This window comes from Oceanisphaera sp. (assembly GCF_052084945.1).
Classification (GTDB): domain Bacteria; phylum Pseudomonadota; class Gammaproteobacteria; order Enterobacterales; family Aeromonadaceae; genus Oceanimonas.
On the sequence record NZ_JBQDEX010000046.1, the window covers coordinates 1 to 15595 of the forward strand.

Annotated in this window: 17 protein-coding genes and 1 pseudogene; 2 read left to right on the top strand and 16 right to left on the bottom strand. The window is 47.2% G+C overall.

All coding sequences use genetic code 11. The features are described 5' to 3' along the window. The 6 genes from ACTHY5_RS06015 to ACTHY5_RS06040 form a co-directional block, all read right to left on the bottom strand. Positions 1-875: tRNA-dihydrouridine synthase (locus ACTHY5_RS06015; protein ID WP_441877790.1), on the bottom strand; the 875-nt coding region annotated here is incomplete at its 3' end. 298 nt (positions 876-1173) lie between these two features. Then, complete coding sequence (locus ACTHY5_RS06020; RefSeq protein ID WP_441877754.1) at positions 1174-1662, bottom strand: DUF3299 domain-containing protein; 489 nt, start codon at positions 1660-1662, stop codon at positions 1174-1176. Then, positions 1662-2909 carry an ABC transporter permease gene (locus ACTHY5_RS06025; RefSeq protein WP_441877756.1) on the bottom strand — a complete coding sequence of 416 codons (1248 nt, stop codon included), beginning with the start codon at positions 2907-2909 and terminating at the stop codon, positions 1662-1664. The genes ACTHY5_RS06020 and ACTHY5_RS06025 overlap by 1 nt, the downstream gene beginning before the upstream one ends. After that, positions 2903-3589 (bottom strand): ABC transporter ATP-binding protein, encoded by a 687-nt coding sequence (locus ACTHY5_RS06030; protein WP_441877758.1) that lies wholly within the window; start codon positions 3587-3589, stop codon positions 2903-2905. Before ACTHY5_RS06030 ends, ACTHY5_RS06025 begins: the two co-directional genes overlap by 7 nt. A gap of 5 nt (positions 3590-3594) precedes the next feature. Next, positions 3595-4242, bottom strand: a complete 648-nt coding sequence (locus tag ACTHY5_RS06035) for a ZrgA family zinc uptake protein (RefSeq protein WP_441877760.1) — start codon at positions 4240-4242, stop codon at positions 3595-3597. 117 nt (positions 4243-4359) lie between these two features. Next, on the bottom strand, positions 4360-5271 hold the full coding sequence (locus ACTHY5_RS06040; protein ID WP_441877762.1) for a LysR family transcriptional regulator: 912 nt from the start codon (positions 5269-5271) through the stop codon (positions 4360-4362). Positions 5272-5397: 126 nt separating this feature from the next. Here ACTHY5_RS06040 and ACTHY5_RS06045 point away from each other — a divergent pair, with 126 nt between their 5' ends. Continuing rightward, positions 5398-6585, top strand: coding sequence for an MFS transporter (locus tag ACTHY5_RS06045; RefSeq protein WP_441877764.1), 1188 nt, complete (start codon positions 5398-5400; stop codon positions 6583-6585). 265 nt (positions 6586-6850) lie between these two features. On the opposite strand, the gene ACTHY5_RS06050 is transcribed toward ACTHY5_RS06045, so the two are convergent. Together ACTHY5_RS06050 and ACTHY5_RS06055 are read right to left on the bottom strand one after the other, a co-directional pair. Continuing rightward, positions 6851-7384, bottom strand: a complete 534-nt coding sequence (locus tag ACTHY5_RS06050; protein WP_441877766.1) for a VOC family protein — start codon at positions 7382-7384, stop codon at positions 6851-6853. A gap of 5 nt (positions 7385-7389) precedes the next feature. Next, positions 7390-8148, bottom strand: coding sequence for a DNA repair ATPase (locus tag ACTHY5_RS06055; RefSeq protein ID WP_441877768.1), 759 nt, complete (start codon positions 8146-8148; stop codon positions 7390-7392). A gap of 209 nt (positions 8149-8357) precedes the next feature. On the opposite strand from ACTHY5_RS06055, the gene cysB reads away from it, so the two are divergent. Then, positions 8358-9332 carry an HTH-type transcriptional regulator CysB gene (gene cysB / locus ACTHY5_RS06060; RefSeq protein WP_441877770.1) on the top strand — a complete coding sequence of 325 codons (975 nt, stop codon included), beginning with the start codon at positions 8358-8360 and terminating at the stop codon, positions 9330-9332. A gap of 271 nt (positions 9333-9603) precedes the next feature. Here the strand turns inward: cysB and gloA are convergent, their stop codons facing one another. From gloA to ACTHY5_RS06100, 8 genes and pseudogenes are all read right to left on the bottom strand, one after another. Further along, the gene (gloA, locus tag ACTHY5_RS06065) at positions 9604-10011 is read right to left on the bottom strand and encodes a lactoylglutathione lyase (RefSeq protein WP_441877772.1); all 408 of its coding nucleotides are present in this window, start codon (positions 10009-10011) and stop codon (positions 9604-9606) included. A gap of 147 nt (positions 10012-10158) precedes the next feature. Next, complete coding sequence (locus ACTHY5_RS06070) at positions 10159-11094, bottom strand: nucleotidyl transferase AbiEii/AbiGii toxin family protein (RefSeq protein WP_441877774.1); 936 nt, start codon at positions 11092-11094, stop codon at positions 10159-10161. A gap of 3 nt (positions 11095-11097) precedes the next feature. Beyond that, on the bottom strand, positions 11098-11934 hold the full coding sequence (locus tag ACTHY5_RS06075; RefSeq protein WP_441877776.1) for a type IV toxin-antitoxin system AbiEi family antitoxin: 837 nt from the start codon (positions 11932-11934) through the stop codon (positions 11098-11100). A 323-nt stretch (positions 11935-12257) separates the two neighbouring features. Further along, positions 12258-12893, bottom strand: a complete 636-nt coding sequence (nth, locus tag ACTHY5_RS06080; RefSeq protein WP_441877778.1) for an endonuclease III — start codon at positions 12891-12893, stop codon at positions 12258-12260. Beyond that, on the bottom strand, positions 12890-13585 hold the full coding sequence (locus ACTHY5_RS06085; protein ID WP_441877780.1) for an electron transport complex subunit E: 696 nt from the start codon (positions 13583-13585) through the stop codon (positions 12890-12892). Before ACTHY5_RS06085 ends, nth begins: the two co-directional genes overlap by 4 nt. Beyond that, positions 13585-14217, bottom strand: a complete 633-nt coding sequence (gene rsxG, locus ACTHY5_RS06090; RefSeq protein WP_441877782.1) for an electron transport complex subunit RsxG — start codon at positions 14215-14217, stop codon at positions 13585-13587. The genes ACTHY5_RS06085 and rsxG overlap by 1 nt, the downstream gene beginning before the upstream one ends. After that, positions 14217-15266 carry an electron transport complex subunit RsxD gene (rsxD, locus tag ACTHY5_RS06095; protein WP_441877784.1) on the bottom strand — a complete coding sequence of 350 codons (1050 nt, stop codon included), beginning with the start codon at positions 15264-15266 and terminating at the stop codon, positions 14217-14219. Before rsxD ends, rsxG begins: the two co-directional genes overlap by 1 nt. Then, positions 15266-15595 (bottom strand): annotated as a pseudogene (locus ACTHY5_RS06100) (electron transport complex subunit RsxC); the annotation flags it as partial. The pseudogene ACTHY5_RS06100 and the gene rsxD, both read right to left, overlap by 1 nt.

The following is a 15595-nucleotide window of genomic DNA, read 5'->3' on the forward strand; positions in this document are numbered from 1 at the left end:
TCAGCAAATAAAGTGTGTGCTTGGGGGTATTGCTCTTTTAAATACCTTAGCCACTGCTTAATGCGATTAGGGTAATACACGCCTTTATCGCCCTCAACTTCTAACGCCGAATAGTCTAATAATAATGCAACCACTTGTGCCCAGCTCATGGCGGGGGCGCCTTGTTGAATGGTGGCGGCCAAATTAGGTAAAGCCAGCGCCCCTCGGCCCAGCATCACATCGTTACACTGGCTTTGTGTTTGAGCTTGAAGGGCTTGGTCGGCATTCCAAATTTCGCCATTAATCACTACCGGAATCGATAAGGCGTCACGGATCTCACTGACTAATGGCCAATACGCAGGGGGCCGATAGCCATCTTGCTTGCTGCGGGCATGTACTGCCAGCTCACTAATGCCACCCTCAGCCAGTGCTTGGCTATTTTCTAAATACGAGTCTCTGTTTTCTAAGCCTAAGCGAATTTTAGCACTCACGGGAAGGTGAGCGGGTACAGCAGCGCGCACTGCTTTGGCAATGCGATAGAGCAGTTCACTGTCGGCTAACAAAGCTGCACCGCCACGACTTTTATTCACGGTTTTGGCCGGACAGCCAAAGTTTAAATCAATGCCTTTAGCCCCTAATAGACAGGCTTGATCGGCATTTTCTGCCAGCCAGTCGGGTTCTTGGCCTAATAGTTGAATGCGCACTGGGGTACCCGCAGGTGTGTTGCAGCCCTGATGTAGCTCTGGGCACAAGCGATAAAACACGCGGGGGGGCAGGCGCATATCGACGACACGCACAAACTCGGTCACACATAAATCGAAGGGGTTTATACGAGTCAGTAAGTCTCGCATTAAATGATCCAATACCCCCTCCATCGGGGCCAGTATTAAGCGCATAGTGTTGTGGGCTGTATCAATCATGTAGAGAGTGAGATTGTACCAGAGAATGGAAGAGCTGGGGCTAGGAGATAGGGAATAGTGATTAGGGAATGGGGAATAGAGGGGCAGTGATTACACTGCCAATCGCCAAGCCGGTGTTTTCTTTTAGCTTGGCGCTCGGCGCTGCCCTGAAGTTCATTGTGAGGAGCGTAGCGACGCGGCAATCTAGCGTTTGGCTCCGTGCTGTTTGTAGACAGGATTGCTTCGCTGCGCTCGCAAAGGCGGCTAAGGGCGAAAAGACAGTGGTGAGGGTTAATTAATGCGGTTGTTCATAAGGGATGACGCTGGTGCCTGTTAACGAGTAGGCAGTATTGCCCATGTCGTGGCTGGCGGCGGTAGTGTGCAAGGTGCCGGTTACCCAAACCGCGTCCCATAAATCATCTACTTGAGCGCCCGCTGGGTATTCCACATACACAATTTGATTGGTGGGTGGTGGCGGCACATGAATGCAAGCGCCAAAATAGGGCACCAGTAAAAAGGCGGTGATCTCATGGCTGTCGCCTTCTAGTGGCACCACAAAGCCGGGCAGCCGTACCTGTTGGCCGTTGAGGCTGGGCACCACCTTACCGATGGGCTGAGCCGGAATGGCAAATTCATCGTTATGATCCACCTGCGGAAACGGCGGCGGATTCAGTTGCTCTGCCAGTGGGATTAAGTCGTCCCACTCTAACAGCCGGTATTCGTCGGCTAAGGGGGCAGTGGCGAACAGCAGCGCGGTGAGCGCCATGGCAATATAATGTAACATCAGTGATTAATACTCATTCCATCGTGCAGTGAATAAAAGTAGGCTCGTGCCGCAGGCAGCAAGCCGATTAAGATGCCTGCCAATAGGGTTAAGCCCATTAGCCGCCACTCACCGGCGTGGGGTAAGGCGGGGTACAACAATAAGCCGTATTGCGCTTGTAACCAAGGCGCCAGCCATTGCAAGCTACCATATAGCAGCGCCAGACCCAAGCTGATGCCAAGGCTTGTGATCAGCAAGGCTTCTAAGGCCAACAAACCAAATAAATGCCGAGGCTCGGCACCCAAAGAGCGCAAAATCGCCAGTTCGCGTCGCCGTGCCGACAACCCCGCCAACAAGGTGGTTAGCATGCCTAACAAACCCGCCACCACCACTAACAAGGCAATAAAGGCAATGGTTTTTTCGGCCATGCTGAGCAGGCTCCACAGTTCGTGCAAGGCCGCGCCCGGTAAAATGGCTGATAATGGTTCGGTGCGATACTGATTAATGGCGCGTTGCAAGCCAAATACCTGCACCTTGTTGTGCATGCCTACCAAGAAGGCGGTAATGGATTGTGGCGTTAAGTCGTGATCTCTGGCTTGTTTATGAGACAGCTGTTGAGTTTTACGACCACTTTGCCAACCAATATGAATGGCTTCTAGACCGTCTAGGCGCACATGCACGGTTTTATCTACCGGCGTGCCGGTGGGCGCTAAAATGCCCACTAGGGTAAACGGCAAGTCGTCATGCAAGCTAAATGAAGTGTTACCTGCCCCGTGTGCAATAATCAGTGAGTCATTCAGTTGATAACCCAAGTTACGCGCCACTTCTGCACCTATCACGGCCTCAAACGTGTCATTAAAGGCGCGGCCCGCTGCAAATTGTAGCGGTTGCTGACGGCCATAAGCATAATGCTTAAAATAATCTTGGTTGGTGCCTAATACCCGAAAACCTTGATGGGAGTCACCCAAGGCAATGGGAATGGTCCAGGCTATGCCTTGCTGTTGTTTAATGCGCTGGTAACTACTCCAGCTGATGTTGTTGGTGGGGCTGCCGAGCCGAAATACTGAATATAACAGCAGGTTGATTTGCCCAGTACGGGCGCCAACAATTAAGTCGGTGCCCGATAAGGTGCGAGAAAAACTGTCTTTGAGTTCAAAGCGTATTTTTTCTACCCCTAGCAATAACAGCACACTAATGGCAATGGCGGCCAGCGTTAAGCCCGCCGTTAAGCGCCGCGCCCACATACTCTTTAACGCCAGTATTAACATGTTAGGCCCTTATTTAGATCAGACAAAGACAGCACACGGGTGAAGTGCGGCTCTAATGCCGAGTCGTGGCTAACAAAGATCAGGCTGCTGTGCTGGCGCTGGCATTCGTTAAACAACAAGCGCATAAAGGCCGCTCTGTTGTCAGTATCCAATGCCGAGGTGGGCTCGTCGGCAATCACTAACTCTGGTCTACCCAGTAAGGCACGGGCCGCGGCGACTCTTTGCTGTTGACCTATGCTCAGCCGGTGCACCGGTTGTAACCACAGCTCGGGCGCCAGTTGTAATTCCGTGAGCAAGCGTTTGGCCTCGGTTGCGGCTGGTTGCGTGAGGCGCTGGCGCTTGTTGCGCGAAAATATCAGCGCCGAGGTAACATTTTCTAGCACCGATAAAAAGGGCAATAAATTAAACTGCTGAAAAATATAGCCGATATGATCGGCTCTAAATTGATCCCGTGCTCGGCCCGACATCTGAGTTAAGTCATTACCTAATAGACACAACTGACCTTGATTGGCGCGCTGAATGCCGGACAACAAACTCAGTAGCGTACTTTTACCACTGCCACTGGGCCCCTTAATAAAGACCGACTCACCGGCGGCCAGCTCAAAGTGAGGAATATGCAGCAAAGGCGCTTGGCCGGGCCAGGCAAACTTGAGCTGGTTAATGGACACTAAGTGCTTCATGGCGGCTACCAGCTTGCCGTGGCTTGGTTGGGGGTGAGGCTGGCGGCAACCTGGCCGGTGGGCACTATGCCTTGCAGCTCAATGTGAGTAAAGCTGGTGAACTGCTCAAACAGCTGAGTGCTGAGCTCAGTTAATGCCTGGGGCTGCTGACACTGATAACGATAGGCAACTAATATGTCGCTATGATCATGGTCAGCATGGTGCTCGTCATCGTGATCTTCATGGCTAGCATGGTGTTCGTCATGTTCATGTTTATGTGCGTGATCATGATGCGGATGGTCATCATGATGATGCGCAGCTGCCTCTAAATCACCTTGGTGTTGTGCAATTAACTGGCTGTCTAACAGCTGGCAAGCTGCCGCAGTGGGCAAGGTAAATAGTAGGTCGCCATCTTGTACACGGGTTAATGCCGTTTGGTATTGAGTACGCTGCTCGGCGGTATTAGGGGTGTGTTCAAAGCCCACAATATCGGCTGCCGGTGCGAATAACTCCAGCACCAATTGCTGCTGATCTAAGGCCAGACTTAAACGACCAAAGCCATGTTGGTGCACACCAAGCTGGTGCACCGTATCTTGATGTGCTTGGGGCTGAGCTTGCGCCAGCGCCGCCAGTGGTAATAGGGGTAGAGTAAACAATAAGGGTTTAATAAACATAACAAGCTCCATTTGGTTTTGTTATGTTATAACGTCTTTATTTGAGTCTGTAAAGAGGGAAAATAAAGTCTTCAGCCACCGGAGCGCGGCAATCCAGTGCTTTATTTGTCTGACAGCTTAAAGCTCAAGGCTCCTCGAAGGGGTTGGGTACTCGGGGCTAACTTGCTGCTGCATAAACTCAACAAAGGATTGTTCGGCACGGGATAGTGGGCGGTTGTTAGGCCAAGCAAGGCACAAGTCTAAAAAGTAGGGTTCGGCAAAAGAGACAGCAAATAGATCTTCATCATCTTTTACTACCATGCGTAAAAACGTTGTTATAGCAAAACCTTGGCGTACTACAGCTTTTAAGAGGGGAATTAAATTACTTTCAAAACCAATATGTGGGTGTAGCCCTCTTTTTTTGGCCATGTCCTCTATATATTCGCGATGAAAAAAGCCGTGTCTAAATATGGCTAATTCTTCTGCTAAAAAGTCGTCTATGCTAATGGCCGTTTGTTGGCGGGCGGGGTGATCTGCATTTACAACGGCTACCATTTCTTCGCGTAGCAGCGGCAGGCTATTTAGCTCGGGAGGTAATGAGGAGGTAAGTACTATGCCTAGCCCAAGCTGGCCTTGACATAGTTTGGCCAACACATCTTGTGTACCGGCTTCTTCTACCCGAATAGACAAGCCTGGGTACTGGTGCTTAAAAGCCATTAATCGTGGTGGAAAATAAAACGAGCCCAACATGCTAGGAATGCCAATACAGACTTCACCACTGTTTAAACTTTGCAAGGCTGCCATATCTTGCTCGGCCAGTGTTAGGGCCCCCATAATACGTAAGGTGTGTTGATATAAACGCTCGCCTTCAAGTGTGAGATGTAAGCGCCCTTGATGGCGATCAAACAAGGCCACCCCCAAGTGCTGCTCTAATTTTTTTAAGGTCATACTCACTGCAGGTTGTGCCACATGCAGTTGTTTGGCGGCTCGGGTTATGTTGCCTTCGTTTGCAACGGCGGCAAACTGGCGTAGCCATTTTACATCCAGCATCAATTTTCCTTAACTAGCGTTTATATTTAATTATAATTTTATCTTATCATTTAAATAACTTTTATATATTTTATTTATATTTTAGTTAGGGGTAAGATCATTGCTGTTATGCAGGAGTAAGCAGCGATGATTGATTTAAAAAGCCCTTTGTGGTGGCGTGCCACGCTGGCGTTAGGCTTAGGCTCTATGCTGGTGTTTATTAATTTGTATATTGCCCAACCTTTATTACCCATGCTTGCGAGCGATTTTGAGGTATCTGCCTTATCGGCCAGTTGGGTGTTGTCTGTTGCTACTTTAGGGTTGGCGCTGGGATTGTTGTTTTGGGCGCAAATGGCTGATAAGTATGGGCGAAAATCGGTTATGTTGGGCTGTTTGCTGGTGGCGTTAGTGTTGGGGCTGATTATTGCTCAGTTAACACATTTTAATAGCCTATTAGTGGCGCGCGGCGTACAAGGCTTCTTTTTAGCCGGTTTACCTGCCACAGCTGTGGCGTATATGAGCGAGGAGTTTACCCCTAAAGCGTTAGTGACCAGCATTGGTATTTATATTGCGGCTAACTCATTAGGGGGCATTGCCGGGCGAGTGTTGGGTGGTTTATTGGCTCAGTGGGGCGGTTGGCAGGTGAGCTTTATGGTGCTTGCGGGGGGGAGTTTATTGCTGTGGCTGCCGTTATTAAAATGGCTACCTGCTTCACAACACTTTGCACCTGCGAATAAAGGGCAAGGGGCAAGTGCCTTGCTTAGTCATATTAAAAACCCATTATTGTGGCCCATTTATTTAGTGGGTGGGCTTAACTTTATGGTGTTTTTAAATCAATACACTTATGTGGCTTTTTATTTTTCAGCCCCCCCTATTAATATGGCATCCGCCGCCTTGGGTTTATTGTTTTTAACCTATTTAACGGGCACTGTTGCTTCTAGCATCAGTGGCTGGCTGGTAAATCGTTTTGGTGTGTTTCAAACCTTGTTGGCGGCTATTGTGATAATGGCTGTGGGTAACTTAGGGTTATTGAGTGGTCGCTTGCCACTTATTTTACTCACTTTGTTAATAGATAGCTTTGCATTCTTTTTGGCTCACGCTTGTGCGAGTAGCTGGGTAGGGCGCAGCGTAAAGAGTAATAGAGCCTTGGCCTCGTCATTATACTTGGTGTTTTATTACTTAGGTGCCAGTTTGGGTGGCTTATATCTTTACCCGTTTTGGGAGCAAGGCCGCTTAGCCGGTGTGGCTGTGGGCATGTGGTTGGTGTTGTTCTTGACTGCGGGGTTAACGCTGCATCTTAAAAAACGCAGTGAACGAGCAGAGGCTAGAGCTTAAAGGTCTTTTGCCACGGAATACACAAAACCTACGGAAAAATAGAGACTAAACCTAAAAAGAACTTTTTATTGTCAGGTCAAAAAATAGCTGGAAGCGATAAGCCAGAAGTAAAGCCAATACAGAATACCTTCCCGTTCTCCGCTGCAAGCTTATCGCTCACTGAAAGGCGTAGAGATACCGGAGCAAGTCCGGCATGACGCCATCAAAAACGGTGCTTTGTTTAGCTTGGCGCTGTTCTTAGCCACTCCCCATTCCCTAATCTCTTTCATTTAAAATAATGCGCGGGCACGGGGATGACTTGGTTGTTGGCAATTTCTAACGTTATGGTGTCTTCTAAGCTTTTACAATGAAACTTAACTTGATAAGGCGTTAGTGACAGAGTCAGCTCGGGGGCGATGCTGTGTAATGCATCGCGTTTAAAGGGCACCCAAGGGTAGTCTGTTAGCAGCTGTTGCAAGCTGGGTACTACTATTTCGCCGTGCTCTAAGCCATGGGTGTGTAGCTTTCCCGCTTTAGGGGCGGCCAGTTCAAGGCAGGGAATAGGGCCAAAGGCACTGGCTAAGGGCTGATGCAGTTTAAAGGTGATAATAGGGCGGTTAGCTATCATACCTTCTACCAAAACGTCGCCATATTGCGCGAGCGTATCTCGCAATGTTAGATATTGGTGATTATCTTGCGCGCGATAACAGAGATGATCCATAGGCCCTATGCTAGGTGATAGACCATGGTCTAGCAGGCCCTGCTCTAGCTCCCCTAAAAATGCGGGCAGGTTATCTAACACTGAGTATAAATGAGGCACGGGTGTTACCATTTTCGTTTTGGCTCAAACAATAAATCCAGTTCAGATTTCTCTTCTTCTTGAGCTTGCTGTTCTTGCAGCTCTTTTTTCTGGGTGGAGGTGAGCTCGCTTAAGCGTTGTTGCAAGTTACTCTCTATTCCTTTGAGTTGTTCGTCTTTATCGGGTATTTGATCCAGTACTGATAAGCCTTTTTTAAGCAGTTGTTGTGCGGTATTGACGTCTTTATTACCCAAAGCGGTACGAGCGCGTTTAGCCAAGTTCACTAAATTAATCTTTAAGCGTATTAGCTCAAGGCGCCTGTCTTCTTGCACAAAGGTTTGGTTGCCAAGCTTGCCTTTGTTGTGCTCAATGCGCAGCACAGTGCGTAGCCGCTTCACCACTTGCAGCATATGCAGGGCTTGTTGATCCGACTCGGGCGGCTTTAACCCTGGTTGTTCTTGGCTGTAGTTATCTTTTACATGCTGTATTTGTTGCTGAATATTTACTAAACGCGTTTTTATTTGCTCGCTGTTAGGGTCTTGCTGTTGCATGGCTTTTAAGCTGTGCAAAATACGACTGTACAGGCTAACCACTAACGCTTTACTAAAGGGCAGTTGACTGGCATTAAGCAAGAGCTCATCGGTTTCATTAATAATATTTTTATGTCTTAGCAATTGGGTGCGTTTTTCTGCTTCTTGCTTTTGCAAGTATTGCTGCAAAATATTGTAAATAATGATCAGTAAAAGCAATGCGCCTATGGCTATGAGGATCAGGGTCAACGTCATATGATGGCGGCTCAGTTAGGGTGAAAGATAAAAATAAATGGTACCCCAGTCTTGGGGCTTTGGCTAATTTACTGGGCTTAGCTTGGCATGAATCATTGAGATTTTAGTTATTTTGATATAACTTATAGTTATTAATGACTCAGTTAAGTATGTGTTTGTCGTATTTGACAATATATCACATATTATTACTACCCTAATGTGAGAATCCCATGAAACTGCAGCAGTTACGTTACATAGTGGAAGTTGCCAATCATAATCTGAATGTGTCTGCCACGGCCGAGAGCCTTTACACATCACAGCCTGGCATCAGTAAGCAAGTGCGAATGTTAGAAGATGAGCTTGGGGTTCAGGTATTTGAGCGCAGTGGTAAGCATTTAACCCGTGTGACCCCTGCGGGGAAAGATATTATTCGTATTTCTAGCGAAATTCTTGGCAAGGTCGAAAGCATTAAAGCGGTGGCCAGCCAGCATACTCATCCTGATCAAGGGTCGTTAAATATTTCCACCACCCATACCCAAGCACGATACGCACTACCAGAGGTGATTCAGGGCTTTATACATCGCTATCCTAAAGTGTCGCTACATATGCACCAAGGCACCCCCATGCAAATTAGTGAGTCTGTAGCAAAAGGATCGTCTGATTTTGCCATTGCCACCGAAGCCATGCATTTATATCAAGACTTAATAATGCTGCCTTGTTATCACTGGAATCGTTGCATTTTAGTGCCTAAAGGGCATCCTTTGGCCAATATTGATAAGCCGGCAATTGCCGATATTGCGCACTATTCTTTAGTGACTTATGTATTTGGTTTTACTGGCCGATCTGAGTTGGATATAGCCTTTAACGAGGCCGGTTTTGAGCCTAATGTGGTGTTTACTGCCACCGATGCCGATGTAATAAAAACCTATGTGCGCGCCGGTGTAGGTATTGGAGTATTAGCCAGTATGGCCATAGATCCGGTGCAAGATACCGATTTAGTGGCCATTGATGCGAGCCACTTATTTGCTTCTAGCACCACTAAAATTGGCTTTCGTAAAGGCACCTTTTTGCGCAGCTATATGTATGACTTTATGGAGCGCTTTGCCCCACACCTTACGCGTGAGCGCGTAGATAAAGCCATAGCCTTAAAAACCGCTGAAGAGCGCGACCAACTATTTGCAGATGTAGAACTGCCGTTACGTTAAAGAGCAGCGCCCAGCTAAAAAATAAACTTCGCCCTTTGCCGTCTTACCGGGCTCGTTCCGGTATCTGCGCTGTGTTTTAAAAGCAGATCCTGACCTGCGTCAGGAAGACGGCAGCAAAGATAACCATCAGCTTCTTGTTTTCCTTAGCGCTTGGTGCTGGACGCTGTGTTTTAAAAGTAGATCCTGACTTGCGTCAGGAAGACGGCATCAAAGATAACCACCGGCTCTTTGTTTTCCTTGGCGCTTGGTGCTAGGCGCCGGGCGCTGTGTTTTAGTCCCCCAACCCTTTGCCGGCGTCTTTTTTGGCGATCAGCTCAATTTTATAGCCATCAGGATCTTCAACAAAGGCGATAACCGTAGTGCCGCCTTTTACCGGACCTGGCTCTCGCACCACTTTTCCACCTGCCGTGCGAATTTGCTCGCACATGGCGTAAATATCGTCAGCCTCTATGGCAATATGACCATAGGCGGTGCCATGATCGTAGGTATCTGTGTCCCAGTTATACGTCAGCTCTAGTACGGCTTCGTCTTCTTCATTGCCATAACCGACAAACGCCAATGTGTATTTATACTCCACATTTTCGCTGCTGCGGAGTAGCTTCATGCCCATTACATCGGTGTAAAAGGCGATCGATTTATCAAGATGACCCACGCGTAGCATGGTGTGTAAAATGCGCATTATTTTTCTCCTATAATTAGATTTTTCGTGGCGATGTTAAATTGCTGCATTGTAGCAGGAAAAAACAGAAACAGCTGATTGTCGTAAGCGTAAAAAAGCCGTAAGCGATCGGTTAAAGACAAACATCGACCGCTATACGTCGATCGTTCAGTCTTTTGGTTCAATAAGCCATTTATCAAGTACTTTCTCTAATTTAGATAGCTGCTCTGCATGTTTTTCTTTATTTTTAGCCAATTTAGCAATGTTTTGCAGCTTCCAGCGTATAGCTGGAAGGTTAGCTGCATCTGGGTGCTCAAATAATGTCCAGTCAGGATTTCCTTGTTTAAAAGATAAGAGAAATGCGTGATCCTTTGCTATGAAATGTGCTTTGAGTGCTGCCATCATTGCTGGTCTGACAGCAACTAAATCCTCAAGCTCAACAACTTCAAATGTCATGCCATCAAACTCTGCTTTAAACTTTTCATTAAGTGGCTGCCAATTAGGGGCCATAACCTCATTTATAGGTCTTGGATGACTTAACACGTAAGTTAAAAATCCAATAAAAATATCTCTGGAAATACCTTCTTCTTCAAGTAACTTACGAATATCAAAGAGGTCGCGAGGATGCTGGCGATCCATTGCCGCGCATAACTTACCACCATAGAGATCAGGTAGACTAACAACTAAAATCTCGGCATAACCAAATTCCAGTTCAACAGACTCTTGAACTGGAACGTTTTTCGGCTGATGCAAAGTGCCTCTAGCTACTGGGGAGATTTCAATTTTTATTGTAGCTTTAGGGTTGGTGACAACGATACGAAGCTCATCCACTTTGTTGTCTTGAAAGATAGCTTTTGTGTCTGGTTGAGCATTGATTAGCTCCGTAATACGTTGCAGAGCTGCTCTCACATTTGCTAACGCTTCATCTCTGGGCTCAAGTGGGAGGTAAGCCAGATCAATATCGACCGATAAGCGAGGAAAATTTCTCACAAATAAATTGATTGCCGTGCCGCCTTTAAGTGCAAATACAGGTTCTGTTGCAACGACTGGCAACATTCTCATAAGCAGTGAAACCTGCTGGTAATACGGACTTTCTCTATCCATAGCTTACTCTGCTTTTTTTGCACTCAATGTGTCTGGTACTGTTATTTGATAACGAGCATCATACCTGCCTTTGTCTACAACTTGGCGCTTACCAGAACCCAACTCGATACTTGTTTCATCAAGATGTTTGGTCCATTGATGAGTGTGGTAATGGCTTAAAAATAAGAAGACCCTGTTGGTTTGTATCGCCTTGCTTCGCTCAAGAATAGATTGCACCTTTCTAGGGCTGAGGTTCACTAAGCCTTGAAATAGTTCTGCTGTATGCTCAAAAGAAATCTGCTTGCCAATTGCATCAACTACTTCATAAGCGGCAAGCTCTGGGCAACTGGCTGTTAACGCTTTGCCGTTGATCGTAACTGTCTTCAAATCTCTATCAGGAATAAGCTGCAGTTTATGATTACCGCAGTAGAACCAATCCTGTTGTAAGAATTCACGGAACCATTTAGGTAACGAGGGTTTGTTTTTTACACCCACCCAAATTTGCTCTTTACGTAGCTGTAAGTAATGGCTCAGTCCTTGATGGGTTAAGCTACTTAATCCAGCCAAATGAACAGGAAAATGTAACTGCAGATCTAAAGCTTGTACGGCATCAACCCAGCTAGGCTGGACTCCATCATTCGCACCAGGACGATAGTAAACGCCTGAACTTAACTTCCTCAGCCAGCCATTTTGTGCATACTTTTGAGCTAAGGAGTAGCTAACGCCATTTTCCGTAAGCCATTGCTGAATAACAAGTGCTCCGGGAGATGTATGAGTAATTAGCCAGTTTAATTTTGATGACATCTTAATACCCAAAGTGTGAATATTATATAAAAAATAAACTTTTGGTTTGCTTTGCATGTTATTTTAACACTTTAATCGTTAAAATATCTACTTATATAAACTAAGCTGTAATTTGTGGATTTAATAGGCGCACGTGACGCAGCGGGGGGTTGCAGGCGATACAAAAATAAAAGGGGTCCAATAAAAGGAATAAAATGGGGTCGGAGTCAATTTATGATATTAAGTTAAATGACTCCGACCCATTTTACTGATTTTATGGCTACCTTTATCCTGATTGGAGGTAACACTCTGTTTTTATTGAATTTAATGTGTGCATCGACATAAAAGGGGTCGGAGTCAATTTATAATATTAAGTTAAATGACTCCGACCCCATTTTAGTTTAAATTTCTGTTTTTTCTTTGAATTCACATAAGTCTTCTATAATGCAAGACTCGCAGCGGGGTTTGCGGGCGATGCAGGTGTAGCGTCCGTGTAGAATAAACCAATGGTGTACATCTACTTTAAACTCAGCCGGCACCCACTTAAGCAAGCCTTGCTCAACTTGATCCACGGTTTTGCCTTTGGCAAAGGCGGTGCGATTGGCGACCCGAAAAATATGAGTGTCTACCGCTATGGTAGGCCAGCCAAAGGCGGTATTAAGCACAACGTTGGCGGTTTTACGGCCCACACCGGGTAAGGCTTCTAAGGCGGCGCGGCTTTCGGGCACTTCGCTGTTATGCAGCTCCACTAGCATGGCGCAGGTTTTTATGACGTTTTCGGCTTTAGTATTAAACAGGCCTATGGTTTTAATGTGCTGTTTTACGCCATCAACCCCTAACGCCAGCATGGCCGCTGGGGTAGGACCTGCGGCAAACAGGCCTTTAGTGGCTTTATTAACGCTAACGTCTGTGGCTTGCGCTGATAATAATACCGCGATCAGTAACTCAAAGGGGTTATTAAAGTTGAGCTCTGTGGTGGGGTTGGGGTTATCGGCACGCAAGCGCTCTAATATTTCGCGACGTTTTTTTATATTCATAATGAGGTGACTCGCGCTCGGGTGACTTCTACTTTAGCTGCCGGTGCTTTGGTGCGGGCTAAGCGGCTGTCTATCCAGTTTTTAGCGGCCACCAATAAGCCTAAACCAATAAAAGCACCAGGGGGCAAAATGGCTAATAAGAAGCCGTTATCAAGGTGTAATATATCCACACGCAAGCTTGCTGCCCAATCGCCTAATAATAACTCGGCGCCATCAAATAAAGTGCCTTGGCCTAATAATTCACGCAAGCCCCCCAGCACTAATAACACAGCGGTAAAGCCTAAGCCCATCATAAAACCATCTAATGCGGCCAATGGCGCGCTGTTTTTAGAGGCGAAAGATTCGGCGCGGCCAATAATGACACAGTTAGTCACAATCAGCGGAATAAAAATCCCCAGCGATTGATACACACCATAGGTATAGGCGTTCATTAATAGCTGCACGCAGGTGACAAGGCTTGCAATAATCATCACATAAATGGGAATACGTACTTCGTTAGGTACCCATTTGCGTACCAAAGACACGCTGGTGTTAGAGCCGACTAACACTAACAAGGTCGCCAAGCCTAAGCCCATGGCATTGGTTAAGGTATTGGTGACCGCCAGCATGGGGCATAAGCCTAAAATTTGTACCAAGGCGGGGTTATTGCCCCATAGGCCTTGGCGCATAATGTTTTTGTATTCTGTGCTCATCAATTTATCTCTTTACAGGCAGGGGCTTGAGTGAGTAATTGCGGCTGCTGGTTAACCAACAATAATACCTTACGCACCGCTTTTACCACGGCTCTGGGGGTAATAGTGGCGCCGGTAAAGGCATCAAACTGACCGCCGTCACTGCGCACCGCCCATCTGGGATCATTTTCATCGTTCAGGGTTTTGCCATTAAAGCTCAGTAACCACTGGGATTTTTTAAGCTCAATCTTATCGCCTAAACCTGGGGTTTCGTTATGGTTGAGTACACGCACGCCACTTAGGCTGCCTTGCACATCTACGCCCACCACTAATTTTATTTCTCCACTGTAACCATCGGGGGCGATGGCTTCAATGGCATAGCCTTGTGGTTGGCCATTTTTAACCGCGGTAAAAATAGGGAGCGGCTGATCACTGCCTAAAAACTGCTTATTAGTGAGCATGACACAGTGATCAAATAACGACTCATCGTGACTACTGGCGGGCAGCAGATCGTCTAATACATCCAGCAGTTGGGCTTGCTCTTGTTGAATAATGGTGTTTTTTGTTAGTTGGTGCGTTAGCGCTACCAATGCCGTGCACACTAGGGCAAACACGGCTAACACCCAGGCATTATCACGCATGGTTTTTAGCATTAGCGCGCCGCTCCGTAAGTGGTGGGTTTGGTTAGGGCATCAATCATGGGCACTGTCATATTGGCCAATAATACCGCAAAGGCGATGGCGTCTGGGTAGCCGCCAAAAGTACGAATTAAATACACTAATAAACCAATAAGCACGCCATAGACCAAGCGTCCTTTAAAAGTGGTGGCTGCCGATACAGGGTCGGTGGCAATAAAAAAAGCCCCCAACATGGTCGCACCAGAAAGCAAATGCATGCTAGGACCAATGGTGGTATCGGGTGAAATTAAAAAGCCAATCAGGCTAAAAATAAACAGGCTCAGGATAATGGCAACCGGAATTGGCCAGCTTATTAGCTTAAGGCGCAGCATAAGCAAACCGCCCGCTAAATAGGCCAAGTTAACCCACTGCCAACCTAGGCCGGCCAAGCCTGCAAACACGGGGTTGGTGATAATCTCGTTGTGAGTATGACCTTGAGTAAAACCGGTTTTTAAGGTGTCGAGAGGCGTGGCCATAGTGGTGCCGTCGGCCAGCTCTTTTAATTGATGCGGGCTAAAACCATCTAGGGTAAAACCGGTAAAAATAGCTGAAAAACTATCAGCAAAGGTGACCGGATATAGCTGTAATTCAAGGGGCGGCAACCAGCTGGTCATTTGCAGTGGAAATGACACTAATAACAATACATAAGCCACCATGGCGGGGTTAAACAAGTTTTGCCCAATGCCACCATAGAGTTGTTTGGCCACAATAATGGCAAAGCCGGTGCCTATTACGACCAGCCACCAAGGCGCAAGGGGCGGTATGGCAATGCCAATGAGTATGGCACTCAGTAGGGCTGAGTTATCTTTAAGGTGGCTTAAACGCTTGCCCCTTAAGCTTAATACTAAGGCTTCGGCACCGTAGGCGGTAAGCACGGCTAAGGCGATTTGAATTAAGCTACCCGGGCCAAAAAACCACCATTGGGCAACAATGCCCGGGATCAGGCAATAACAAACACGCCGCATTAAGGTGGGCGTATCCAGCGCTATGGTGCTGTGCGGTGAACTGCTGATGGTTAACGCCATTATGAGTGCTCGTCCTTATTGGCTGATGAGTCTGATGAAGCTTTAGCCTCTTGTGCTGCTTTACGCGCTTTGGCTCTTGCTACCGCGGCTTTAATGGCGGCTTTTTTATCGTCGGCGGCCTCAGCTGCGCCAGGCGCGTCAGTGGCATTATCGCCACTGGGCTCGGCCTGAGCTTCTGCCTGCTGTGCGGCCTTGCGTGCTTTGGCCCTTGCTACCGCCGCTTTAATAGCCGCTTTTTTATCGTCGGCGGCTTCAGTAGCGGCAGGGGCGTTAGTGGCATTATCGCCACTGGGCTCGGCCTGAGTTTCTGCCTGTTGTGCGGCCTTGCG

Bases quoted from the DNA above. Each gene is read 5' to 3' on its own strand.
- ACTHY5_RS06075 (WP_441877776.1), bottom strand. From the start codon at position 11,934: ATGCAAAGCAAACCAAAAGTTTATTTTTTATATAATATTCACACTTTG.
- ACTHY5_RS06070 (WP_441877774.1), bottom strand. From the start codon at position 11,094: ATGGATAGAGAAAGTCCGTATTACCAGCAGGTTTCACTGCTTATGAGA.
- ACTHY5_RS06020 (WP_441877754.1), bottom strand. From the start codon at position 1,662: ATGTTACATTATATTGCCATGGCGCTCACCGCGCTGCTGTTCGCCACT.
- ACTHY5_RS06035 (WP_441877760.1), bottom strand. From the start codon at position 4,242: ATGTTTATTAAACCCTTATTGTTTACTCTACCCCTATTACCACTGGCG.
- rsxD (WP_441877784.1), bottom strand. From the start codon at position 15,266: ATGGCGTTAACCATCAGCAGTTCACCGCACAGCACCATAGCGCTGGAT.
- ACTHY5_RS06045 (WP_441877764.1), top strand. From the start codon at position 5,398: ATGATTGATTTAAAAAGCCCTTTGTGGTGGCGTGCCACGCTGGCGTTA.
- ACTHY5_RS06085 (WP_441877780.1), bottom strand. From the start codon at position 13,585: ATGAGCACAGAATACAAAAACATTATGCGCCAAGGCCTATGGGGCAAT.
- ACTHY5_RS06055 (WP_441877768.1), bottom strand. From the start codon at position 8,148: ATGACGTTGACCCTGATCCTCATAGCCATAGGCGCATTGCTTTTACTG.
- ACTHY5_RS06030 (WP_441877758.1), bottom strand. From the start codon at position 3,589: ATGAAGCACTTAGTGTCCATTAACCAGCTCAAGTTTGCCTGGCCCGGC.
- nth (WP_441877778.1), bottom strand. From the start codon at position 12,893: ATGAATATAAAAAAACGTCGCGAAATATTAGAGCGCTTGCGTGCCGAT.
- gloA (WP_441877772.1), bottom strand. From the start codon at position 10,011: ATGCGCATTTTACACACCATGCTACGCGTGGGTCATCTTGATAAATCG.
- ACTHY5_RS06025 (WP_441877756.1), bottom strand. From the start codon at position 2,909: ATGTTAATACTGGCGTTAAAGAGTATGTGGGCGCGGCGCTTAACGGCG.
- ACTHY5_RS06040 (WP_441877762.1), bottom strand. From the start codon at position 5,271: ATGCTGGATGTAAAATGGCTACGCCAGTTTGCCGCCGTTGCAAACGAA.
- cysB (WP_441877770.1), top strand. From the start codon at position 8,358: ATGAAACTGCAGCAGTTACGTTACATAGTGGAAGTTGCCAATCATAAT.
- rsxG (WP_441877782.1), bottom strand. From the start codon at position 14,217: ATGCTAAAAACCATGCGTGATAATGCCTGGGTGTTAGCCGTGTTTGCC.